This is a genomic window from Klebsiella sp. 7-CIP_Kleb., assembly GCF_050378655.1.
Lineage (GTDB): Bacteria > Pseudomonadota > Gammaproteobacteria > Enterobacterales > Enterobacteriaceae > Klebsiella > Klebsiella quasipneumoniae.
In genome coordinates this window covers 61,983-83,895 of sequence record NZ_JBNRLJ010000003.1, presented here as the reverse complement: position 1 = coordinate 83,895, position 21,913 = coordinate 61,983, and the positions used below count along the sequence as shown (strand labels likewise).

The following is a 21,913-nucleotide window of genomic DNA, read 5'->3' as shown; positions in this document are numbered from 1 at the left end:
GGGGGGTTAGGGGTTTTTTTGCTGTGCCTGTTTTTTCAAATGGCCAAAGGTATTGGTGCCGCGCGCGCGCTCCGGCAGCTGGAGCTCGCCGCGATTGACCTTCTCGCGCAGATAGCGATAGGTTTGCAGCGCCTGGCTCCACATATGCTCTCCGATGCTCAGCTCCTGATATTCGCTGGCTTCGCCGGCGGCCAGAAAGGTCGGTAGCGGGCGGATCAGCGTGTGGTAATCGCAGGCGAAAAACAGCGGGAAGGAGTACCGCTCCTGCGGCACTTTGCGCACCCGGTGGGCTGTAGCAACAAATGTGCCAGCGCTGAGCACTTCCAGCATGTCGCCGATATTGATCACGAACGCCTCTTCTCCGGCGGCGTTCGTGACGGGAGGCGCGTCGATCCACACGCTTTCTTCATTGAGGACTTCAAGCCCGGGCTGGTCGGCGAGCAGCAGGGTGAAGCACTCATAGTCGGTGTGTGCACCAATTCCGGGAACATCTTCGACGCTGGCGTCGAACGGGTAATGGATTAGCCGCAGCTTAGCCGGCGGGCAGGTCACCATCGGTTTGAAATACCCTTCCGGCAGGCCGAGCGCGAGGGCGAAAGCGTCGAACAGGCGGTGGCCGAGGGCGAAGACCGCGTCGTAGTAGGCCAGCACCCGCGCGCGGAAATCCGGCAGATCGGGCCACTCGTTGGCGCCGATCAGCGGCGTACCGGCGAGCACCAGCGGATGGTCGTCCGCCGCCTGGAAGCCGATATCGAACGCCTCTTTATGGTCCGGCTTGCCGGCGCCGTAGATCTCTTCTCCTTCCGGGACGTAGCCCTTATGGCTTTTGGAGCGGCCGATGTAGTAGTTCATCTTCTCCTCCATCGGCAGGGCGAAGATCTGCTTCGCCGCCGCGCGGACGCCGGCGATCAGCGCCGGGTCGATGCCGTGGCCGGTGATGTAGAAAAAGCCCACCTCGCGCGCCGCGCGGCCGATGGCGTCGGCCACCGCCTGGCGCCTGGCGAGATCGTCGCCGGCCAGATCGCGGATATCGATGGTCGGGAGTTCAGTAAAAGCGTGCTTCACGGCGGTCATGGCTGCGGTTCCTGTTCAGTGAGCGTTAAAAACTGCTGAAAGTGGGCCTGCTGGCGCGCGGCCATCCAGGCGTTGAGCGACCAGAGATCGGCCACCGGAACGTTGGTGAACGGCAGGTGGTGCAGATAGCCGTCGGCGCCAAACTCCGGCGTCAGGGTAGTTTGCTGATAGCCGCGCCGGCGCTGTGAATGCCAGATTTGCTCCCAGAAGCGCTCGGCAAAGGCCAGCGCCGGCTGATACTCCGGCGCCGCCGGGTGCGGCACCTGCGGCCCCTGGTCGTAGCCCACCCGGGCCTGCACGTGATGCACGCGGTCGATAAAGGCGCTGAAGTCATCGCAGGGGTCATCCAGCAAGCGCTCGCTGACCACCACCCAGTGGCTGATGTCGGCGGTAAAGCGCAACTGGGGGAGTTGCTGAACAATCTCCAGGGTGAGCCACGGGCTGTACAGCGAGGTGGCGCGATGGGTTTCAAAGCTGCAGGTCAACCCAAACCCGGCGGCCAGCTCGTGCGCCTTGCCGAGAAAATCGACCTGCTGCGCCAGCGGCCAGCGATCATTGCCCGCCAGCAGATTGACAAAGCGCGGGTTGAGGCTGCTGGCCTCGGCGAAGCGGGTCTGCAGGCGCGCCAGATGCTGTTCCGGCGTTTCATGCTGGGCGGGGAGCACTCCGCCGCCGCTGAAAAGAATGGCGATATACTCCAGCCCCGACGCCTGCAGGCGGTCGGCGAGCTGCCGCCGCTCCTCCGCCGTCAACGGGACGCGGGCTTCGATACCGCAGCAGCCGACGCGCTGCAGTTCATCCAGCGTTTGCGGCCAGGGGGTGGTGACTCCCCAGAGGGTGCGAAAGCATTTCAGCTCCATGGCGGCTTCCTCAGGCGTACTTCACGCCGGGCAGGACGCAGAGCATCTCGTACAGCAGGTTGGCCGCCAGCTGGGAGGTATTACCGCTCACGTCGTAGGGGGGCGAGACCTCCACCAGATCGGCGCCAATCAGGTTCAGGCCGCGGCAGCCGCGGACGATCTCCAGCGCCTGAATGGAGGTCAGACCGCCAACTTCCGGCGTCCCGGTTCCCGGAGCCCAGATAGGATCGAGGCTGTCGATATCAAAGCTGAGATATACCGGCCCGTCGCCCATCTGCTGGCGGACTTCGGCCATTAGCGGCGCCAGCGAGGTATGCCAGCACTGCTCCGCCTGCACCAGGCGAAAGCCCTGGTCAACGCCCCACTGGAAGTCGCCGGCGGCGTAGCCCTGGGCGCGCTGGCCAATCTGCACCACCCGTTTGAGGTCGAGCAGTCCCTCCTCAACGGCGCGGCGGAAGGTGGTGCCGTGGGCGATTTTCTCACCGAACATCTCATCATTGGTGTCGGTATGGGCGTCGACATGGATGAGCCCCACCGGCCCATGTTTTTTGGTCAGCGCCCGCAGGATCGGCAGGGTAATGGTATGGTCCCCGCCGAGGGTGAGGGGGATCAGCGGATAACTATTCAAACCGGTGTAGTAATCTTCGATAATTTGCACCGATTTGAGCAAACTGTAGGTATTGATCGGCACATCGCCGATGTCGGCCACCGACAGCGAGTCGAACGGCGCGGCGCCGGTCGCCATATTGTACGGACGGATCATCACCGATTCGGCGCGAATATAGCGTGGTCCGTAGCGCGTACCTGAGCGCTGCGAGGTGCCGATATCCAGCGGAATGCCGACAAACGCCGCATCAAGTCCCTGTAAATCTTCGATAAACGGCAGGCGCATCATCGTGGCGCGGCCGGCGAAGCGTGGCATCTCATTGCCACCCTGCGGTTGGTGAAAGAGGTTATCCATGTCTGCTCCTGAATCTGACGGATGAAACGTAACAGGAGAGATAGTGCGCAACCCGCGCTGGACTTTACATCGTCTGGCGTAAATACTCAGTTCATTTATTGGTGAACTAAATACGATGCATAATGACGCCAGCCTCAATATTCGCCAGCTGCAGGTTTTCGAGGCGGTGGCGCGCCTGGAGAGCTACAGCCGGGCCCAGCAGGAGCTGGGCATTTCGGTCTCCGCCATCAGCAATGCGATGTCGCAACTGGAGGGACAGCTCGGCTTCACCCTCTGTCAGCGCGGGCGCGGCGGCTTTTCCCTGACCGAGAAAGGTCAGCAGTTTTTACAGCAGGCGATCCGCGTGCTGAGCGAACTCAATGAGCTGGAGCGGCAGTCGGCCCTGCTTAAAGGGGAGCACAGCGGCACCCTGTGCATCTCGACGCTCGACTCCATCGAGACCGAAACGGCGCTCTCGCTGCCGGTGGTTCTGCGCAGCTTCAGCGACAAATTTCCCCATGTGCATATCAAACTGATTATTCGCACCCCGGCGGAGCAACTGAACGGGGTGCTGAACAACCATATCGACCTGGCCATCGGCAGCTACAACTCGCAGGTGCATAACATCATCAGCGAGCCGCTGTACCGCGAGCAGCACTGGCTCTACTGCAGCGATCTGCACCCGATGTTCTTCAGCCGCCAGCTCGATAAAGAGCAGATCAGCCAGTGCCCGCTGGTGACCCGCAGCTACTGGAACACCAGCGATCTCCGCCGCCGGGGCTTCAGCAAAGGCAGCGCCACCGTTGAGACCGTCGACGCCCAGCTGCTGCTGATCCTCTCGGGAAAATATATTGGCTATCTGCCGGAGCATTACGCCTGGCCGTGGATCAAAGAGAACCGCCTGCGGGTGCTGCTGCCCAACGAGTTTGGCTTTCAGTCGCCGTTCTCGGCTATCTGTAAGCGCGGGCGCAGCAATGAACCCTATCTGAAAGCGTTCCGCGATCTGCTGAAGAAGAACACGGTGGCGCGGCCGAAGTGGAATTATTAAGCGGGGCGGGCGCTTCCCTCCGCCGTGGCGGCGGTTTTCCTGTTCAAAAAACGAACGGCAGCCGGTAGCCCGCTTGTGCTGGGGCTGCCGGACAACTGCCTCCAGGTTATCCACAGGGTTAGGCGCCGCAGGTGTGGACAGCTCGCCGGGCGGCGCGGTCGTTAGCGATTCGCTTTAATGGTTTTTTCCGCAATCGTGATGGTGGAGAGTTTGTGCAGGCAGATCAGCGCCTGGTGAAAGGGGGATGCGATGGCGATCGTGCCGGCCAATGAACAGGGGAATAATCCGCCAGCGTGGCCGGCGGAGGGCGCCGGGCAGGGCTTATATCGGCTTCGCCGTCAGGGTCATCATATCGCCGATCGCCTGCTGGCGGTCAAAATGGCGATCGCGGTGGATCTCGCTCTCGCCCACCTGCAGCGAGGCGGCCCAGATCTGCTGACAGCGCGGCCGGCGGCGGGCGTCAAAGTGCGCCAGCGCGGCCGCGACGCTGTCGGTCTGCTGCAGCGCTTCGCGCAGCACGATGGCATCCTCAATCGCCATGCCCGCCCCCTGACCGAGATGCGGAGTGGTAGCGTGAACCGCGTCGCCCACCAGCACGATGCGTCCCTGATACCAGGGATCGTCGACGAACAGCTCTTCCAGCGGCTTATAGACGACCTCGTCGTTGTTAACGATATGCTCGTGCAGGCTGCCCGGCAACCCCGCGCCGGGCGGCAGACGGCGGCGCATCTCCGCCGCCAGCTGATCGCGGGCGTAGCGGGGGTTATCCGCTTCGTGGGAGGTGATAAACAGATACATCAGATCGTCCGCCAGCGGCACCAGCCCGCAGTTGCAGCTCTCGCCCATAAAGCACATCAGATGGTCCACCTCCGGCGGTCGCGGAAAGTTGTAGCGCCATACGCCCTGACCGGTAAAGCGGGGGCGATAGCGCTCGCCGTACAGCATGCCGCGCACCCGGGAGTAGATCCCATCGGCGCCCACCAGCAGATCGTAGCGCCCCTGACCGCCACGGCTGAAGCTCACCTCAACCGCATCGTCAACCTGACGGAAGGCGTCAATGCTCTCGCCGGTGGTCAGTCGGACCCCTAACTCCCGGGCGGTGGAACAGAGTACGTTGTGCAGGGCCAGGCGGGAGATGCCGACGTTGGCCGGGAACTGTTCACCGGCCAGCCGCTGGCCGGGAAAGCTGGCTAGCTGCTGGCCGCTCAGGGTGTGCACCGAGACGCTGTCAAACGGCCAGGCGGCGTCCAGATAGCGTTCCAGCACCCCAAGCCGCTGCATTTCGCGCACGACATTGTTCTGCTGAATGATACCGACGCCGTAGACCCGCCACTGCGGCTGGATCTCTACGACATCGACGGCGACGCCGGCCTGGCGGAGGGCGATGGCGGTACACAGACCGCCGATGCCGCCGCCAACGATTAATACGTTATTGATGTTCATCGTAGCTGTTTTCTCCAGGGTACAGAGTAGAGGACGTTAACCAGGCCAGCGGCGCGCTGACTAATCGCGATAAAGAATGATCGCTATCGCAAAAAACGATATCGCCGTGGAAATTGAAAACAAAAAGTTGCAGAAAAGTTAAATTCAGCCACAGGATAAGCACGCCATTTCTCGCCGGGGGACCCATGCGTTACCAACATCTTGATCTGAACTTACTGGTGGCACTGGATGTGTTACTCGATGAACAGAACATCACCCGCGCCGCGGGCCGGTTGCATATGACCCAGTCTGCCACCAGCGGGGTGCTCAACCGGCTACGCACCTACTTTGAGGACGATCTGCTCACCCAGGTGGGCAGAAAGATGCGGCCCACGCCGCTGGCGGAAGAGCTGCGGGAACCGGTCCGCGACGTGCTGATGAAAATTCAGACCTCCATTGCCCGCCGGCCGGTGGATGAGCCGGCAACCAGCAAGCGCCATTTCCGCATTATGGCCTCGGATTACGTGATCAACGTGATGCTGAAGGATGCGCTGCAAACGGTGCACCTGCAGGCGCCGAATATGACCTTTGAGTTTTTCTCGCCGGACGCCCAGTCCACCGGCATGCTCAACCGCGGCGAGCTGGATATCATCGTGGCGCCGGAGCGTTTTATGGCCGCCGACCATCCCGCCGAAGCGCTGTTTGACGAAGAGTTTGTCTGCCTGGCCTGGGCGGACAATCCCCACACCGGCGAGGCGCTGACCCTCGATGCCTGGCAACAGCTGGGGCACGTGTCGGTGGTCTTTGGCCGCGAGCGGCAGCCGGGGCTGGAGGGCAATCTGTTTGCCGAGTCGGGGCTCAGCCGCCGTATCGAGGTGGTGACCCACAGCTACCACTGCGTTCCGCAGCTGCTGATCGGCACCTCGCGGATCGCCACGCTGCACCGGCGGCTGGCGGAGCAGTACGCGGCGATGCTGCCGCTGCGTCTTTTCCCGGTCCCGGTGACGCTGCCGGTGATGCGCGAATTTATCGTCTGGCACCGCTCGCTGGATAACGATCCTATCTTCGGCTGGCTGAAAGCGAAAATCGTCGCCAGCGCACGCTAACCCACTGGTATTGTTCCCGTCGATACCTGACATCCTGAGACATGATTGGTCGCCCGCAGGTGCTTTATGTGACAGTGCCTGCGCTACAGCGATTGCGACTGAATGTTGAAGGATGACCCTATGTTTCGCTATTTCCCTAAAAACTATGTCTGGAACCTGTCGGTGGATCTCTCCATCGAGATGGGCGCCCGCATCGGTGAGATCGAAGAGATGTGCGCGCCGCTATTGGCCGCGTCCGAGCATCCCGACGCCGAAGGCACCCGCGCGTTCCGGGAAACCTGGTCCCGCATGGCCGATAAATTATGCGCGCTGGCGGGCGAAGATGAAGCGCGGGGACGGCAGTTGTCGGCAGGCGAGAAGTATCTTCGGGCGGCCAACTATTACCTGACCTGCGAGCGCCTGCAGGCGCATGGCGCGCCGGACCGCGATGCGCTGTACTGCCGCTTTCTCGATGTCTTTGCCGCCGGGCTGCACCATACCCATGCCAACTGTCAGCGGGTGACTATCCCCTACGAGGGCAAAACCCTGTCGGCGCTTTACGTCCGCGCCGAAGGGGCGACCGGCCGCGCGCCGCTGCTGGTGCAGGTCAACGGTCTCGACTCCACCAAAGAGATGAAATATCTGGTGGGGCTGCCGCAGTGGCTGGCGCGGCGCGGGGTCTCCTCGCTGGTGGTCGACCAGCCGGGAACCGGCGAAGCGCTGCGTCTTCACGGCATGCAAGCCCGCTATGACAGCGAGCACTGGGCCAGCCGGATCGTTGACTGGCTGGAACAGCACCCGGAGGTGGATGCCGGGCGCATCGGCATGGAAGGGGTCTCGCTGGGCGGCTATTACTGCCCGCGGGCGGTGGCGTTTGAGCCGCGCTTCGCCTGCGGCGTGGTGTGGGGCGCCAATCACGACTGGCGGGAGGTACAGCAGCGCCGCCGCGAACGCGAAGGGGATTTTCCGGTACCACACTACTGGCAGCACGTGCGCTGGGTGTGGGGCGGCGAGGATATCGACGCTTTTATGCGCATCGCGGAGAACGTCCATCTCGACGGCATTCTTGACCGTATACGGGTGCCTTTTCTCGTCACCCATGGTGAAAAGGACTCGCAGATCCCGGTGAAATGGGCGCAGCGCACCTACGACCAGCTGGTGAACAGCCCGCGCCGCGAGCTGAAAATTTTCACTGACCGCGAGGGCGGTGTGCAGCACTCCAGCTTCGACAACTCAATTAACGCCGGGCACTACATCGCTGACTGGGTGGCGGAAGCCCTCGGCGGCCGGGTGGCCTGAACACGCATAAGGAACAACCGCGATGAATATTCTTGGTCCGGATTATCTGGTATTTGGCGTCGATGACCTGGCGGGCTGTCGACAGTTTCTTATCGACTACGGTTTACGCGAGCAGGAGAACGGTTTCTTTAGCGCGCTGGATGGCACCGGGGTGCTGCTGCGGGGACGTGACGATCCGTCGCTGCCCGCGGCGCTGCCCAGCGGCAGCCAGCTGCGGGAAACCGTCTATGGCGTGGCGGATAGCGCCACGCTTGAGGCTATTGCCGAGACGCTGCGCCGCGATCGCGAGGTGAAACTTGGCGCCGACGGCGTGCTGCGCTGCGTCGATGATGCCGGCTTTGCCCTCGGGTTTCGCGTCAGCCAGCGCCAGCCGCTGCAGCGGGAAGGGGAGAAAATCAACGCCCCGGGGGATCGCGCCGGGCGGCCGGTCAATCAGACCGGGGCCAGCGCCGACATGGCGGCGGAGCCGCGTTCGCTCTCCCATGTGGTCTATTTTGTGCCGGACGCCGCGCGCGCGGAAGCTTTTTATCAACGGCTGGGCTTTGTCTGTACCGATCGCTTCACCCACGTCGGCCCCTTCCTGCGACCCGCCGGCACCCAGGATCACCATACCCTGTTTCTGATCCAGGCCCCGCCGTTTATGACCGGCATTGAACACTTTACCTTCCACCTCGGCGGGCCCACCGAGTTGATGATGGCCGGCAGCCGCTTTCAGCAGAAGGGGTATCAGACCTTCTGGGGACCGGGGCGCCATCAGCTGGGATCGAACTGGTTCTGGTACTTCAACAGCCCGCTCGGGTGTCATATCGAATACGACGCCGATATGGATCAGCACGATGACCACTGGCAGCCGCGCGAAGCGCTGCCGGGGGCCGATAACTCGCAATATTTCCTGCTGGGGTATCGCGAGAAGTGGGCTCCCGGTCCGGATAACGCCCGCTGATGGTTCGCCTGTGCCGTGCCGACAGCCTGGCTGAGGGCCAGGCGCGGGGATTTGACCCCACGGGCAGCGGGCAGGCGACGGTGATTGCCTGCCGCTATCAGGGAACGCTCTATCTGTGGCGCAACCGCTGTCCGCATCTCGATACCCCGATGAACTGGCGGCAGGACGCTTTTCTCAACGCCCGGGGCGACCGGCTGGTCTGCTTCGCCCACGGGGCGATTTTTATGCCGGACAGCGGCCTCTGCGTGCAGGGCGCCTGCGCTGGCCAACGTCTGAGTCCGCTGGCTGGCGACGTGGACGTCGACGGCTGGCTATGTCTGCTGGAGGAGGCAGGTCATGAAACTGGCAACACGAGATAACGGTGAACGCGACGGCTGCCTGGTGGTGGTCTCAGGCGATTTGACGCTGATGGCCGATGCGGCGGACATCGCTCCGACGCTTCAGCTGGCGCTGGAGCAGGCCGCGCGGGTGTGGCCTGCGCTGCAGGCGCGCTATCAGGCGCTCAATGCGCGCCGCTATCCGGCGGCGCAGCCCTATGATCCCCGGCGCCTGCTGGCGCCGCTGCCCCGGGCGTGGCAGTGGCTGGACGGTTCGGCCTTCCTCAGCCATGGCGAGCGCATGCAGCGGGCCTTTCACCTGCCGCCGATTGCCGGCGCCGACCAGACGCCGCTGATGTATCAGGGCAGCGGGGACGACTTTCTTGCCCCCCACGCCGGGATAGTCTGCCGCCGGGTCGAGGATGGCCTCGACTTTGAGGGCGAGTTCGCGGTAGTCGTCGACGAGGTGCCGCAGGGCTGCTCGCCGCAACAGGCGCTGAGCTGTATCCGCCTGATCGTCTTGCTTAACGATATCAGTCTGCGGGCGCTGGCGCCGCGCGAGATGCAGACCGGGTTTGGTTTTATTCACGCCAAACCCGCCTCGGCCTTTGCACCGGTGGCCCTTACCCCGGATGAACTGGGGCAGGCCTGGCAGCACGGGCGGGCGGCGCTGACGCTGCAGGTGACCCGCAATGGCAAGCCGTTTGGCTGCCAGTCGGGTAGCGAGATGCATTTCCATTTTGGCGAACTGATTGCCCATGCGGCGCAGACCCGCCGTCTGCGCGCCGGGACGGTGGTGGGTTCCGGCACGGTGTCCGGGCCGGACGCCAGCCGCGGCGCCAGCTGTATCGCCGAGGTGCGGGCCATAGAGATGCTGGCCTTCGGCGAGCCGCGCACGCCGTTTTTATCCCCGGGGGAGCGGGTGACGATGGAAGCCCACGCCCCCGATGGCCGGCCGCTGTTTGGCGTACTGGATCAACACGTTGTGATGTTAACGGAGTAAACCATGATCAATCTTTTACAGGGGCGTCGGCTGGTCGACCTCTCCGTCACCCTGGACAACAATCCCTGGACCGATCCGCCGCCGCTGCTGCCGAGCATTGAGTATCAGGATCATCAGCAGGGATGGCCGGAAATGGCGGCGATGTTCCCGGGGCTGGAAAAAGCGCAGATGCCGGGAGAGGAGGCCTGGGCCTCGGAGCGCCTGACCGTGACGCCGCACAATGGCACCCATATGGATGCCCCCTGGCACTACAGCTCGACCACCAACGGCGGCGAACCGGCGTTTGGCATCGATGAGCTGCCGCTGGAGTGGTGCCTGCGCCCCGGCGTCCGGTTGGATTTTCGCCATGTCGCCGACGGGGCGATCCTGCAGCCGGAGGATCTGCAGCGCGAGCTGGCGCGAATAGACTATTGCCTGTCGCCGCTGGATATTGTGTTGATCAATACCGCGGCCGGCGCCCGCTACGGCCAGCCGGATTACCTGCAGCGCGGCTGCGGCATTGGCCGGGCGGCGACGCTGTGGCTGCTGGAGCAGGGGGTACGGGTGGTTGGCACCGACGCCTGGAGCTGGGATGCGCCCTTCCACTTTACCCGCGAACGCTTTCAGGCCAGCGGCGACGCCGGGCTGATCTGGGAGGGGCATAAAGCCGGCAGGGAGATCGCCTATGGGCAAATGGAGAAGCTGAGTAACCTGGAGCAGCTTCCCGACCACGGCTTCTGGGTGAGCTGTTTTCCCTACAAGATCCGCCGCGGCTCGGCCGGGTTTATTCGCGCGGTGGCGATTGTCGACGCCTGAAGGCGTCGATGATTATGTTAATTTAATGTGAATGCATTGTATTAATTGTGATAGCAATCGCAGTCCATGCCACCTGCATCCGGTAGGGTAGAACGGTATATGTGCTGAGTTCGCTGATGCGTTTCCAGCCATTAAGCCGGGGCGTAAAACGCCTTTCTTTACCGATAAAAAATAGAACTGTAATTCATATTCTAAATAAAGAGCAGTGACGGAGAGCGGAAGATGGTGATGCACAAAGTTTCAGCAACCCCGCGCGAGGCGGGGGCCGTACAGGCGATGTTACTGATGTTGGCGGCACTGTTGCCGATCATGGGGACCTTGACCATGCTGCCGGTGATGCCGCTCCTGTTCAGTCATTTTGCCGCGCAGCCGCACGCCCAGCTGCTGGTGCCGATGATCATCACCATACCGGCGGCGAGCATGGCGCTGCTGGCTCCGCTGGCGGGGATGGTAGGCGATCGCCTGAGCCGTCGCCGCCTGCTGATTGCCGCCACCGCTCTGTACGCGGGGTTTGGCCTGCTGCCGGTGATGCTCGACGATCTGTATGCCATTTTGCTGGCGCGGCTGGTGATGGGCATTGCCGACGCCTTTATTCTTACCACCGCCAATGCGCTGATTGGCGACTACTTTACCGGTGAGGCGCGTAGCAAATGGCTGGCGGTGCAGAGCGGCATAGGGTCGATACTGTCGACGCTGATCGTGCTGGGGGCTGGCCTGCTGGGAACCCTGGGCTGGTATGGTCCGATCTACCTGTATGCTCTGGCGATCCCGGTCTTTATCGGCCTGTGTCTGTTCACCGCAGAGCCAGCGACGCGCCGTCGCGTGGACAGTGTCGCTGGCGAGGAGGCTGTCGCTTTTCCACGGCGCAAAATGGCGGCGATCGGCCTGATTACCCTCGCCAGCGCGATCCTCTATTTTCTCGAACCGCTGCAGATAAGCCAGGTGTTCAGTCAGCTCGGGCTGACCTCCAGCAGCCAGATTGGCATCGCTACCGCCGTTGCCGGCATTGGCGTGCCGCTGGGCGCCTGGCTGTATGGCCGCAACGCCAGGCAGCGCGTCGACAGGCAGTTTTTCCTTTTTTACGCCATTTTTGGCCTCGGGCTGCTGTTTATCGCCGTGGCCCACAATCCGCTGGCCGGCGTGGCGGCAGCGTTCGTCGCGCAGGTCGGTAACGGAATGCTGATCCCTCTGATGCTGGCCTGGATGATGAAAGCCCTGCCGGCGCCGCACCGGGCGACGGGGATCGGCATCTGGCACACCTTCTTTTTCCTCGGCATGTTCATCAGCCCGGTTCTGATGACCTTGCTGAATGGCATGACCGGCAGCATGCAGGACAGCCTGCTGCTGTTTGCGCTGCTGACGCTGGCTATCGCCGGCGCGACGGGTATCGCCAGCGCCCGGATGGGGGGCCGCCGCGCGCTGGCTCGTTAATTTCACCTGACGACATCATTACCACACGCCCGCCGGTCTTCCGGCGGGAAGGGGAGGCCATTATTTAGAAAAAGCGTACACCTTATTTAGCGTTAACTTTCAGCCTAATTAATCCCTGTTAATAAACATATTGTGACCAATTTATTTTTCACGATATGGCGCATCTTACCTGCAAAAAATAAAAATGAGGGTTTATTATGAGTCTCTGCTGTACCGACGTAAGTAAGAAAATAGTTTTTCCACTTTCGGCGCTGACGCTGGCGATATTCTCCAGCACCGCGCTGGCCGATACCTGGACCTGTGAGCAACTGGATAAACTGAATACCCGCTCAGCGCAGGTTGTCAGCCCTCCGTCGACCTGCGAATCGCTCATCGGCGATATTGGCGGCTTTCGCAGCGCGCTGGCCGACCGTGGCTGGGGTGTCCAGTTAAGCTGGAACCCGATGGTGATGTACGATCTGAAAGGCCAGTCCGCCGACCCGCAACAATATGCCGGGCAGAATTTTACCTGGTCACAAAATATGTCGCTGAACGTCACCTATGATTTAAGTCGAATTGGTTTTAGCAAAGACGCGCAATTTACTTTTTCTCCCCAGTGGGCGACCTCGAATTATCATGACAGCTATCCGGAACTGCATAATATTGCGGTGCTGGCGGTGAACCAGCCCTTATTAAACGGCCAGCTGGAGCTGCAGTATGGTTTTTATCCGTTAATTCGTCAGTTTTACGGCATGGTGCTGGGGGGCAACTCCTCCTCAGCCGCGCTGGGGCCGACCAGCGTGATACCGGTGCAGGTGGGGATCAGCCTCAATGCGCCGACGCCGACCTTCACCGCCATCGTCCGCGACAGCGATAAGAAATTCTATAACAACTTTGCCGTCAGCCGCAGTATGTCGCCTGCCGGACACCTCGACGACGTGGAGCAGAACCCCTCGGGGCTGAAATGGCACGTCGATGGCGCCAACCCGATCCTGGTAAACGAGTTTGGCTTTAAGCAGGCGGCGGGCGAGTCGCAGCGCTCGCTGTGGTTCCGCGCCGGGGCTATCTATAACACCTCGCACTACCAGTATTTTGACCAGCCCGGCGACAGCAGCAGTAACTATGCGTTCTACGTCGCCAACACCATGCAGCTGACCCAGCCGAAAAAGGGGCTTCCGCTGGGGCTGTATCTCGATGTGAAAGCGGACTATGCTCCGGACGATCGCAATGCTTACACCAGCGACTTCCAGGTGACCTTCTTTGACATCGGCCTGTTTCCCGGCCGAGAGCAGGATATGACCTCGCTGGGCTACACCCGCTCCTTTATCAGTAAGAAGTTCCGCGATTATGTCGGCGAGGCGGGAATGGAGGCGCCGCAGAGCATCAACGCCATCTCCCTGTCGCACGCCCTGCGCGTGACGAAAGGTATTTACTGGATCAACGGTATCACCTGGCAGGATAACCCGACGCTGGTGCCGAAGCATGAGTCGGCGGTCCTCTGGCAGTCCTCGATGTACTGGAACTTCTGACACAGACCGCCCGAGGATTTTAATCCCGCCCGTCGGGACGCTGCCGCCGGGCGGTTTTTTTATCGCGAACCGGCTGGCGCAGGAACAAAAAAAGAGGGCCGGCACGTTGCCGACCCTCTTTGCCATCGGTCCGGGCTTAGCCCCGGTGGCTGATTTTCCCGTCGGGAGTTAGCACGAAGTCAAAGGTTGCCCGGATATCGTCGCTGGCGAAACCCACCGCCAGCTGCCAGGGGCCGCTGGCCAGGCGCCATTCCTGGGCAGGCACCTGCCAGCGCTGCAGCGCGTGACGCGGCAGGACAAGGGTCAGGGCGGCCTCGTCGTGCGCCGGGACGCTGACTGCCGCAAACTCCGCCAGCGCCGACCAGGCCGTCTCCGGCCCTCGCAGGTAGAGCTGGACCACTGCTTTCCCGGCGCGGGCGGCGCGGTTTTCCAACCGGCAGCGCAGCTGCAGAGCGTCCACCTCGTCGCCTGTCAGTGCAGCGGCGATCAGGGTGATATCAGCATACCCCAGACCGTGGCCGAAGGCCCAGGCGGCGGGGCGTTCGCGGGCGTTAAACCAGCGATAGCCTACCTGCTGGCGCTCGTGATACCAGAGATCCCCCGCGGCGTCCGGCGTCAGACTGCGTACCGGATAGTCGTCCAGGCGCTGGGCGAAGGTGACCGGCAGGCGACCGCCAGGCTCACGATCCCCGGCCAGCACCGAGGCCAGCGCCGGGCCAAACTCCTGGCCAGGATACCAGACGACCATCACCGCCGCCGCGTCAGCCAGACACCCGGTATCCACCGGATGGGCGACATTCAGTACCACCACCGTCCGCGGGTTCGCCGCGCAGACGGCGCGGATCAGGGCAACCTGATGCGCCGGCAGCGCGGTAGCGTCCCGGTCGATGCTCTCCAGACCGGCATCGGCCGTTTCGCCTATCACCAGCACCACGCTGTCGGCCGCCCGGGCATGGTCGACCGCCTGCTGCAGCAGGTCGATGGTTTGAGGGGGCTGGCAGCCGAACCAGATGCCGTGGGCGATACTGCTGCCCAGCGCCATCTCGGCCCGGAAGGTCAGGTTTTCCCCCGCCTGCAGCGGAAATTCAAGACGGGTATGCGGGGCTTGCATCAGCTTGCCCATGATATCCCCCTCCAGCGCCTCGCCGTTGAAGGTCGCCACGCGCTCGCCGTTCAGCTGGAGGGCGATCTCCCCGGTGCCGCCGATCCAGAAGCCGTAGCGGCCGCTCACCGGCGCGGTGAACTGGCAGCTTACCGTCACGGTGGCGCGTTCGGTCAGGCGCAGCATGTCGCCGACGCCCGGCATATCGCGGAACCAGATCAGCGAGGAGGCGTCGCGCACCTCCTGATGAACCACGCCCCCGTCAGCGGTGGCGTAGGCAACGTCCAGGCCGCGCTCGCCGGCGGCGGTGCGCAGCGGCAAATGATGCAGAGGTGGGATGCGGTAATCGCTCTCCACCCCCTGGGCATAGCTTATTTCGACCCCGGCGGCGGAAAAGCGCTGGCGAATGGCCTCCAGAGGAGAGATCAGTCCCGGCATCAGCGCCACTCTGGCAAAGGTCCCGCCCTGGAAGCAGGGCGTCGTGGCGTTGGGGCCAATCACCGCCAGCCGCTGTCCCGACTGCGCGGCGAGGGGCAGCAGCCGCTGGCGATTGTGCAGCAGGACAAAGCCCGCCGCCGCCGCCTCTTCGAGGGTGTGACGCCGCTGCGCCTGGGCGGCGGCAGAGCCATCCCAGGGCAGAGGATGGCTGACCCGTTCGGCCAGCCGCGCCAGCCGGGCGGCGGCATCGTCAAGACGCCGGGCGTCGCTGTCGGTATCCATCAGCGCGGGCAGCAGGCGCTCGCCCATATGGCGGGCCGGGCCCGGCATCTCCAGATCCAGCCCGGCGCGGAAGCTGGCCGGGCCGTTCTGGGTGCCGAACCAGTCGGACATCACCAGCCCGTCCCAGCCGAGATCGCGCTTCAGCCACTGGCTGATGGCCTGATGCTGCTCGGCGCAATAGATCCCGTTCACCCGGTTATAGGCGGTCAGCATGCCCCAGACGCCGCGGCTGGCCGCCACTTCGAACGGCCAGAAATAGACTTCGCGCAGGGTGGCTTCATCGACGACCACGTTCATGGTCCGCCGATCGGTTTCTGAATCGTTACAAACCATATGTTTGACGATGCAGCCCACCCCCTGGCGCTGGACGCCATCGATCCACGCCGCGCCCAGCTCGGCGATATGCCGTGGGTCTTCGCCGAAAAGCTCAAACGCGCGGCCGGCAAGGGGGCTGCGCAACAGGTTCAGGTTAGGCGCCAGCAGCGCCTGCGTTCCGGTGCGCAGCGCCTCCTCGCCGATGACGCCGCCAACCCGGCTGACCAGCTGGCGGTCCCAGCTGGCGCCAAGCGCCAGTCCGCAGGGGCTGAGCAGGGCAATATCCCGCTCGTCCACCCGGCCGCCGGTGATCCCCATCGGGCCATCGGACAGGGTGACTGAACCCAGCGTGGAGCGGGGGATAGGGTGGGTGGACCACATCCCCATCCCGGCGGTGAGCCGCGCTTTTTCGGCAACGCTAAGCGACAGACTGAGCGCAGGCATCGGCTTGTCTCCGTAAGGGGGCGGCGGGGGCGAAGGCCAGCGCCTGTTCGGCTACGGTGGCCAGCGCGCGCTGGACCGCGTCGTCAGTGCAGCGGCCCTCACTGTCGAACAGCGACACGCCGGCGGTGTTGAGAGTGACCCCCAGCGGGGTCGGCCAGCCGCGCAGGGCATGAACGATCCCGCGCATGGCGCCGAGGGTGGTGTTGCAACCCTGCCAGCCGGCGGCGGTGACGATGCAGCCCACCGCCCGGCCATCAAGATAGACCCGGCTGTCGCCGCGCAAATCTTCCAGCAGGTCGATGGCGTTCTTCACCAGGCCAGACACCCCGCCGTGGTAGCCCGGCGAGGCCAGCAGAATGCCGTCGGCCTGGCGCACGGCTTCCACAAATGCCGTCTCCTGCGGCGTGCGGGTGGTCACTTCCGGATTAAACGGCGGCAGGGCCGCCAGTTCAGCGCCGCCGAACAGCTGGGTCTGCGCGCCGAGCGTGCGGGCGTGGGCCAGCGCGGCGGCGAGGGCGCGCTCGGTGCTGGAGCCCGGGCGGGTGGTGCCGCCGATGCCGATCAGCAGCGGCGGGCGTGAGAAAGCAGGCTTATTCATAGCAGGATCTCCCGGTTGGATTAGCGAAAGCGCGGCAGGATCTGGTCCGCGAACAACGAGATCGACTGCTGGCTCAGGCGCAGGCGCTCCTCGGTCAGCGGGCCGTTGGTGAAGCCGAGCAGCACGTTGCCGATGCCCAGCCGCTGATGGCGTTCCAGCTCCTCGGCGACGGTCTCCGGGCTGCCGTACAGGCACCAGGTTTTGATCCACTCTTCGCTGAAACAGTCCGGATGGCGGTGCAGCGTAACGCCGCTGAACTCTTCCGCCCGCTTGTTGTACTCATATTCCCGGTCGATGGCCTGCTGGTACCAGCCCATGATCTGCAGCATCTCTTCGCGGGCCTGCTCGTCGGTGGGGGCGATATGGACGCACTGCCAGGTGTGGGTGGTCCACGAGAGGCAGTGGTTCACCACCTCGTCGCTATGGCCGGCGTTGAGCAGGGCATCGCGGTAGCGGGTGAAATAGTGGGTCAGCTGGCCAAACGGATCGTTGCTGGCCGGGATCGGCGGCGTAAACGCGGGAATAAAGGCCGGCCAGCCGTTGTCGGCGGCGCGCTGCATGCTGGTTTCACGCAGCGCCACCGGCATAATGCGGTTGAAGGGTTTTTGCCAGGGGGCAGGAACGATGCGCTGGACCACCGCGCCCTTATAGTGGCCGGTTTCGAAGATGATCGGATCGTCTTCAATATTTTTCTCCCACAGCCGCTGGACCAGATCGAGGTTCTCCTGCAGCAGGCTGGAGGCGTCCTTGTAGTTCACGCCAAAGCCGATCATCTCTTCCGGCGTGGTGCCGCTGCCGATGCCCACCAGCAGGCGGCCTTCGGTGAGTTGATCCAGCAGGTTAACGCGCTCGGCGAAGCGCACCGGGTGGTGCAGCGGGACGGTGGTCACCGACATGCCGAAGTGGATCTTTTTCAGCTGGCCGGCCAGGTAAGCGGCGAAGACAAACGGATCGCTGGACATCGGCGCATAGCCGGTGAAGTGATGGTCTGGCATAAAGACCGCATCGAAGCCGCGATCTTCGGCCTGGCGCGCATGATCGATCAGCGACTGCATGACAAAACGATCCTGCTCGGGGGCGGTGGAACGGCCGACGAGGAAAACAGAGAAACGCATAGCAACTCCTGGGTTGTGTGGTGGTTGTTATTATTAAATAGAACTAGAATTATGATTCTAGTTGTTTATCAAAGAATGAAAATGACCGCCATCACACTTTTGCCACATCGCCGACGGGGGAGTCGGGTGGGCAATTTGCAGCGTGGTCGCTAACTGCAATACACTGCGGGGGTTTTCTATGGATAAAGAGGTGAGAACTGCGATGACCGATCTTCCCGCGATGCGCCAGCCGAAACAGGACCGGAGCCGGGTGGCGCTGGAGCGGCTGATGGCCGCCAGCCGTGAAATCCTGCATGAAGGCACCTTTGAGCTGCTGACCATTGCTGAAATCAGTAAACGCTCGGGCGTTTCTGTCGGCTCGATCTATGCCCGCTTCGGCGGCAAAGAAGATCTGTTTATCGCCGTCATGATGGAGGTGATGCAGGAGCTGGACGCCGAATGGCAGCAGCTGATCCAGCAGCTGCACGCGCGCAATCTGCCGCTGCGCCAGCGGCTTCCGGCGCTGATGGATGTCCAGGCGGAGTATCTGCGTCGCCATGCCGGGATCCTGCGGCCGTTTATGGCGCGGGCGGATGATGAGCGCGTGGCGGGGATTGGTAAAGCCGCTTACCAGAAAAATGAGCAGACCTTCATCGACCAGCTGCTCGACGCCGCGGCGGAGATCCGCCACCCGGAGCCAGAGCAGGCCGCCCGCTTCTGCTTTACGGTTTCGTATGCCGCGCTGGCGCGCTTCCTCGGCCTGGGGTCGGCGGCAGAAGCCGCCGGCGAGGGCGACTGGGAACAGCTCAAACGCCATCTGGGCATGATGTGTCTGAGCTATCTGGTTACCCCCGTCGAGGCCGGCTAAGCCGCGGGATTTTACTTCGCTAACTGCCAGGCGCTGGCCTGCTTGTGCTGACGCAGGCGCTGGCTATGGCGGGAGAAGGTATAAAGAAATATCGCGGCGGCCAGCACCAGCGCCGCGATGCCGAGCGTCAGGAAGGCGCTCAACACATCGTTCCCGGCCCGCAGGCGGATCGCGCCGACGATAATCGGGCTAACGAACATGCCCGCGAAGAAGGCCCCGGACCAGGCGCCCATCGCCCGGCCGCAGTAGGCGGGCGGAATCAACGATCCTACCCAGTAAATCATCGCATTAATCGCCATGCCGGCACCCAGCTGCTGGATGGCGGAGCCGATCCCCATGGCGATCAGCGTCCGCGATTCGCCCACCACCAGCATTCCGATCCCCATCAGGCAGAGCATGATGGCGAGCACGCGCTCCGGCGTATAGCGGCGGGAGACCAGACCGAACAGCAGCGAACCGACCGGCACGGCGAGGCTGACCAGCGACATAATCAGGCCGATACGCTGCGGGCTGGCGTTTTGCAGGGTATGAAAGGCGTTGGCGCCGTTGATGGTGTACACGTAATAAATGATGGCGCAGACAAAGGTCAGCACGCTGAGGGCGATCACTCGCGGCCACGGAAACGGATTATGCTGCGCCGCCTGGGCGGCGTGCTGCGGACGGGCCGCCTGAGCGGGTTCGAACATCCAGAAGTACATCGCCAGAAACAGCAGGATGGCGACAAAGTAGATCATAAAGGCGCCGTTCCAGCGCAGGGCGGTCAGATAGCCGGAGCTGGCCAGCACCAGCACCGCCAGCGCCGGGCCAATCACCCCCTGCACCGTCAGCCAGAAGCGGCGCTGTTTGTCGTCAAAGTAATCGATCAGCATGGTGTTAGCGATGGTCAATACCACCGCCTCCGCCAGCCCGACGCCGAGGCGGCTGCAAAAGATGCCGGTCAGGGAGGTGATGTACAGCGGCATAGTGCCGCAGATGCCATACAACAGCGTGGCGCTGAGCAGCAGTTTACGGCGGCCAAATTTATCCGCCAGCCAGCCGGTGCACGGCCCGGCGATGGCGATCACCAGTCCGGGCGCGGTCAGCATCAGCGGCACCAGGGTTTCGACATAAGGCACCCCGGTAAAGTGCTGGATCAGCGTCGGGACCGCCGGCGCCAGGGAAACGATCGCCAGGATGGGCAGAAAGGCGGTCAGGGCGATGATGATGCCCTGGATCGCGCCGGCTTGTGGCGCGTGGGGCGGATTCAGGCTATGGCTCACGACGTTCTCCTTTTATCGCGCGGGTCGCCTGTCGTTGGCGGCGGCGCGGTTTTTTAGTATGCAGGTCAGGGATACAGGTGGCGGCGGGAATAGCCGCGGATTTAAGAGTAGGAGCAGGAACGGCGCGGGGAAAAATTGTGATTACGTATGTGATCCATCACAAACAAAAATACCATTGGTTTTATGTGGGTTTTGCGGCAATAAAAAGGCGACCGATGTCGCCTTTCGCGAGGAGCCGGGGCCGCTTTTGCCCCGGTAAGCCAGAGGCGCTACAGCAGGCGCGCCACGATATCGTCAGCGGCGAGGATCGCCAGCGCGACGCTGGTCAGCGTCGGGTTGCAGGCGGTTGGGGTGGGGATCACGCCGTTGCCGCCGACGTACAGATTGTGAAAACCCCACACCCGCGAGCGGCGGTCGGCCACGCTGGTGCCGTCGTTCGCTTCTCCCAGGCGACAAGTTCCCTGGTAATGCAGCGAGGTGCCCGCCGGCAGGATAATGGCCTCACCGCCAGGCGCGACGCGGCCCAGCGCGGCGCCGACGCGTTCGGTCACCGCCACCGCCTGCTGTAAACGCCGGCGATCGCCGTCGGTTAACTGATAGTTAAGCTGCATTTTCGGCAGCCCTACGGCGTCGGTGTCATCACTGAAGACGATTCGATCCTCCTCGCGCAGCTCCTTGGCGAGAAACAGCCCCAGGCCCACCACCGGCTTCGTCGGAGTCCCCGGCGGCTGGGTAAAGGCGATCGGCGAAGTATCCATCTGCATCAGCTGACCGTGGAACGGGAAATCAGGCTCATGGAACGGCAGCCAGGTGACGCCGGAGACATTGTCCCGTCCGTCGCGCAGCGGGGAGGTCGGCGCGGCGGCGGCCGGCGGGGCGTCCACTTCAATCAGGGCGATCACCTGCGGCTGGTCGTTGAGCCAGCGCCCCAGCGCCCGCGGGCGGATGCCCGAGGCGTACAGCAGCTGAGGGGTACGCAGCGCATCGGCGGCGACCACTACCGCTTTGGCCGTCACCACGTACTGCTCGCCGGTACGCAGATCGCGCAGCTCCGCCCCGCAGGCGACGCCGTCTTCACTGAGGATCCGGGTGCACAGGGTGGCGGTACGGATCTCCACCCCGCGCTGGCGGCGGGTCTCTTCCTCCGCCAGCTCGCCAAGCACCACGTCGACGCCGGACCAGCGCGGCTTGCCCTCCGGCGTCGCGGCGCAGGCCAGCGGCATAGGCTGCGCCAGCCGCGCCGGCGGACGGTCGCTGGCGAAGTGCTGATTAAGGGCATCGACGATTTGCCGGCCGATGGCGGTGGCCGGAAATCCTTCGCGGGTCACCTGCAGATAATGCTCAGCCGACTCCCAGGCGTCGGCCATCTCCCGCGGATCGAGGAAGGGAATGACTTCGCTGCCGCCCGGTCGCGGACAGGCGCAGGTCCAGTGGACGCCCATGCCGCCGAGGTTAGTGGAGAGCGCGGCGGCCGGCATGCCGCTGTGGGGCGCCGCCGGGTCGAGAAGGTGGGTGCCGGGCCGTGCCTGCAGGGCGTCTGCCGGCAGGTTCTCCGGCAGGGCGGCCAGCGGAAACGCCCGGACGCGGTCGTAGGCCGTTTCCCGCTGCGCTGGCGCCAGGTTGCGGATATTAACCCCGGTCGCGGACGTCAGCGCTTCGCCGGCTTCCACCATCAGGATCCGCGCGGCGCGGCGATCGGCAATCCGCCGCGCGAAAGTGGCGCCCACCGGGCCGCTGCCAATAATCAGTACATCGATGTTTTCATCCATATCAGTCCATGCCTTTGTT

Annotated in this window: 19 protein-coding genes; 10 read left to right on the top strand and 9 right to left on the bottom strand. The window is 63.4% G+C overall.

What is annotated here, in order from left to right; translation table 11 throughout:
• Nucleotides 1-6 precede the first annotated feature (6 nt).
• From ACQUTI_RS13830 to speB, 3 genes are read right to left on the bottom strand one after another with little or no spacing between them, the layout of a single operon-like run.
• Nucleotides 7-1,074, bottom strand: a complete 1,068-nt coding sequence (locus ACQUTI_RS13830) for an isopenicillin N synthase family dioxygenase (protein ID WP_023318953.1) — start codon at nt 1,072-1,074, stop codon at nt 7-9.
• Complete coding sequence (locus ACQUTI_RS13825; RefSeq protein WP_049093575.1) at nt 1,071-1,934, bottom strand: sugar phosphate isomerase/epimerase family protein; 864 nt, start codon at nt 1,932-1,934, stop codon at nt 1,071-1,073. Before ACQUTI_RS13825 ends, ACQUTI_RS13830 begins: the two co-directional genes overlap by 4 nt.
• Nucleotides 1,935-1,944: 10 nt before the next feature.
• Nucleotides 1,945-2,895, bottom strand: a complete 951-nt coding sequence (gene speB, locus ACQUTI_RS13820) for an agmatinase (RefSeq protein WP_004145693.1) — start codon at nt 2,893-2,895, stop codon at nt 1,945-1,947.
• Nucleotides 2,896-3,010: 115 nt separating this feature from the next.
• Here speB and ACQUTI_RS13815 point away from each other — a divergent pair, with 115 nt between their 5' ends.
• Nucleotides 3,011-3,922, top strand: a complete 912-nt coding sequence (locus tag ACQUTI_RS13815) for a LysR family transcriptional regulator (protein ID WP_004205760.1) — start codon at nt 3,011-3,013, stop codon at nt 3,920-3,922.
• A 321-nt stretch (nt 3,923-4,243) separates the two neighbouring features.
• Here the strand turns inward: ACQUTI_RS13815 and ACQUTI_RS13810 are convergent, their stop codons facing one another.
• Entirely contained in the window at nt 4,244-5,365 is a 1,122-nt protein-coding gene (locus tag ACQUTI_RS13810; RefSeq protein WP_065802692.1) for an FAD-dependent oxidoreductase, read from the bottom strand.
• 185 nt (nt 5,366-5,550) lie between these two features.
• Here ACQUTI_RS13810 and ACQUTI_RS13805 point away from each other — a divergent pair, with 185 nt between their 5' ends.
• The 8 genes from ACQUTI_RS13805 to ACQUTI_RS13770 all read left to right on the top strand — a co-directional run bounded on the left by ACQUTI_RS13805 (nt 5,551) and on the right by ACQUTI_RS13770 (nt 13,725).
• A complete protein-coding gene (locus ACQUTI_RS13805) occupies nt 5,551-6,450 on the top strand; it encodes a LysR family transcriptional regulator (protein ID WP_428923287.1) in 900 nt (299 codons plus the stop codon).
• Nucleotides 6,451-6,570: 120 nt separating this feature from the next.
• On the top strand, nt 6,571-7,728 hold the full coding sequence (locus tag ACQUTI_RS13800; RefSeq protein ID WP_264974501.1) for an alpha/beta hydrolase family protein: 1,158 nt from the start codon (nt 6,571-6,573) through the stop codon (nt 7,726-7,728).
• Nucleotides 7,729-7,750: 22 nt separating this feature from the next.
• Nucleotides 7,751-8,671 carry a VOC family protein gene (locus tag ACQUTI_RS13795; RefSeq protein ID WP_043521370.1) on the top strand — a complete coding sequence of 307 codons (921 nt, stop codon included), beginning with the start codon at nt 7,751-7,753 and terminating at the stop codon, nt 8,669-8,671.
• Complete coding sequence (locus tag ACQUTI_RS13790; RefSeq protein WP_048295391.1) at nt 8,671-9,030, top strand: Rieske (2Fe-2S) protein; 360 nt, start codon at nt 8,671-8,673, stop codon at nt 9,028-9,030. Before ACQUTI_RS13795 ends, ACQUTI_RS13790 begins: the two co-directional genes overlap by 1 nt.
• Nucleotides 9,008-9,991 carry a fumarylacetoacetate hydrolase family protein gene (locus ACQUTI_RS13785; protein ID WP_048325418.1) on the top strand — a complete coding sequence of 328 codons (984 nt, stop codon included), beginning with the start codon at nt 9,008-9,010 and terminating at the stop codon, nt 9,989-9,991. The genes ACQUTI_RS13790 and ACQUTI_RS13785 overlap by 23 nt, the downstream gene beginning before the upstream one ends.
• A 3-nt stretch (nt 9,992-9,994) precedes the next feature.
• A complete protein-coding gene (locus ACQUTI_RS13780) occupies nt 9,995-10,786 on the top strand; it encodes a cyclase family protein (protein ID WP_043521374.1) in 792 nt (263 codons plus the stop codon).
• Nucleotides 10,787-11,014: 228 nt separating this feature from the next.
• Nucleotides 11,015-12,217 (top strand): MFS transporter, encoded by a 1,203-nt coding sequence (locus tag ACQUTI_RS13775; RefSeq protein WP_224051453.1) that lies wholly within the window; start codon nt 11,015-11,017, stop codon nt 12,215-12,217.
• Nucleotides 12,218-12,414: 197 nt separating this feature from the next.
• Nucleotides 12,415-13,725, top strand: a complete 1,311-nt coding sequence (locus tag ACQUTI_RS13770) for a carbohydrate porin (RefSeq protein ID WP_043521376.1) — start codon at nt 12,415-12,417, stop codon at nt 13,723-13,725.
• A 136-nt stretch (nt 13,726-13,861) separates the two neighbouring features.
• Here the strand turns inward: ACQUTI_RS13770 and ACQUTI_RS13765 are convergent, their stop codons facing one another.
• The 3 genes from ACQUTI_RS13765 to ACQUTI_RS13755 are packed head-to-tail and all read right to left on the bottom strand — an operon-like array spanning nt 13,862 to nt 18,019.
• The gene (locus ACQUTI_RS13765; RefSeq protein ID WP_264974502.1) at nt 13,862-16,306 is read right to left on the bottom strand and encodes a glycoside hydrolase family 3 protein; all 2,445 of its coding nucleotides are present in this window, start codon (nt 16,304-16,306) and stop codon (nt 13,862-13,864) included.
• Nucleotides 16,281-16,904, bottom strand: a complete 624-nt coding sequence (locus ACQUTI_RS13760) for an NADPH-dependent FMN reductase (protein WP_043521378.1) — start codon at nt 16,902-16,904, stop codon at nt 16,281-16,283. The genes ACQUTI_RS13765 and ACQUTI_RS13760 overlap by 26 nt, the downstream gene beginning before the upstream one ends.
• A gap of 20 nt (nt 16,905-16,924) precedes the next feature.
• Entirely contained in the window at nt 16,925-18,019 is a 1,095-nt protein-coding gene (locus ACQUTI_RS13755; protein ID WP_043521379.1) for an LLM class flavin-dependent oxidoreductase, read from the bottom strand.
• A gap of 202 nt (nt 18,020-18,221) precedes the next feature.
• On the opposite strand from ACQUTI_RS13755, the gene ACQUTI_RS13750 reads away from it, so the two are divergent.
• Nucleotides 18,222-18,866, top strand: a complete 645-nt coding sequence (locus tag ACQUTI_RS13750) for a TetR/AcrR family transcriptional regulator (protein WP_012967405.1) — start codon at nt 18,222-18,224, stop codon at nt 18,864-18,866.
• 11 nt (nt 18,867-18,877) lie between these two features.
• Here the strand turns inward: ACQUTI_RS13750 and ACQUTI_RS13745 are convergent, their stop codons facing one another.
• Both ACQUTI_RS13745 and ACQUTI_RS13740 read right to left on the bottom strand, forming a co-directional pair.
• On the bottom strand, nt 18,878-20,125 hold the full coding sequence (locus tag ACQUTI_RS13745; RefSeq protein WP_264974504.1) for an MFS transporter: 1,248 nt from the start codon (nt 20,123-20,125) through the stop codon (nt 18,878-18,880).
• A 269-nt stretch (nt 20,126-20,394) separates the two neighbouring features.
• Nucleotides 20,395-21,894: a GMC oxidoreductase gene (locus ACQUTI_RS13740; RefSeq protein ID WP_064178277.1), complete on the bottom strand. Its 1,500-nt coding sequence runs from the start codon at nt 21,892-21,894 to the stop codon at nt 20,395-20,397.
• Nucleotides 21,895-21,913: the final 19 nt, after the last annotated feature.

Coding starts and splice junctions, on each gene's coding strand:
- ACQUTI_RS13825 (WP_049093575.1), bottom strand. CDS start 1,934: ATGGAGCTGAAATGCTTTCGCACCCTCTGGGGAGTCACCACCCCCTGG.
- ACQUTI_RS13760 (WP_043521378.1), bottom strand. CDS start 16,904: ATGAATAAGCCTGCTTTCTCACGCCCGCCGCTGCTGATCGGCATCGGC.
- ACQUTI_RS13815 (WP_004205760.1), top strand. CDS start 3,011: ATGCATAATGACGCCAGCCTCAATATTCGCCAGCTGCAGGTTTTCGAG.
- ACQUTI_RS13830 (WP_023318953.1), bottom strand. CDS start 1,074: ATGACCGCCGTGAAGCACGCTTTTACTGAACTCCCGACCATCGATATC.
- ACQUTI_RS13780 (WP_043521374.1), top strand. CDS start 9,995: ATGATCAATCTTTTACAGGGGCGTCGGCTGGTCGACCTCTCCGTCACC.
- ACQUTI_RS13785 (WP_048325418.1), top strand. CDS start 9,008: ATGAAACTGGCAACACGAGATAACGGTGAACGCGACGGCTGCCTGGTG.
- ACQUTI_RS13800 (WP_264974501.1), top strand. CDS start 6,571: ATGTTTCGCTATTTCCCTAAAAACTATGTCTGGAACCTGTCGGTGGAT.
- ACQUTI_RS13770 (WP_043521376.1), top strand. CDS start 12,415: ATGAGTCTCTGCTGTACCGACGTAAGTAAGAAAATAGTTTTTCCACTT.
- ACQUTI_RS13765 (WP_264974502.1), bottom strand. CDS start 16,306: ATGCCTGCGCTCAGTCTGTCGCTTAGCGTTGCCGAAAAAGCGCGGCTC.
- speB (WP_004145693.1), bottom strand. CDS start 2,895: ATGGATAACCTCTTTCACCAACCGCAGGGTGGCAATGAGATGCCACGC.
- ACQUTI_RS13805 (WP_428923287.1), top strand. CDS start 5,551: ATGCGTTACCAACATCTTGATCTGAACTTACTGGTGGCACTGGATGTG.
- ACQUTI_RS13810 (WP_065802692.1), bottom strand. CDS start 5,365: ATGAACATCAATAACGTATTAATCGTTGGCGGCGGCATCGGCGGTCTG.
- ACQUTI_RS13795 (WP_043521370.1), top strand. CDS start 7,751: ATGAATATTCTTGGTCCGGATTATCTGGTATTTGGCGTCGATGACCTG.
- ACQUTI_RS13775 (WP_224051453.1), top strand. CDS start 11,015: ATGCACAAAGTTTCAGCAACCCCGCGCGAGGCGGGGGCCGTACAGGCG.
- ACQUTI_RS13790 (WP_048295391.1), top strand. CDS start 8,671: ATGGTTCGCCTGTGCCGTGCCGACAGCCTGGCTGAGGGCCAGGCGCGG.
- ACQUTI_RS13750 (WP_012967405.1), top strand. CDS start 18,222: ATGACCGATCTTCCCGCGATGCGCCAGCCGAAACAGGACCGGAGCCGG.
- ACQUTI_RS13740 (WP_064178277.1), bottom strand. CDS start 21,894: ATGGATGAAAACATCGATGTACTGATTATTGGCAGCGGCCCGGTGGGC.
- ACQUTI_RS13755 (WP_043521379.1), bottom strand. CDS start 18,019: ATGCGTTTCTCTGTTTTCCTCGTCGGCCGTTCCACCGCCCCCGAGCAG.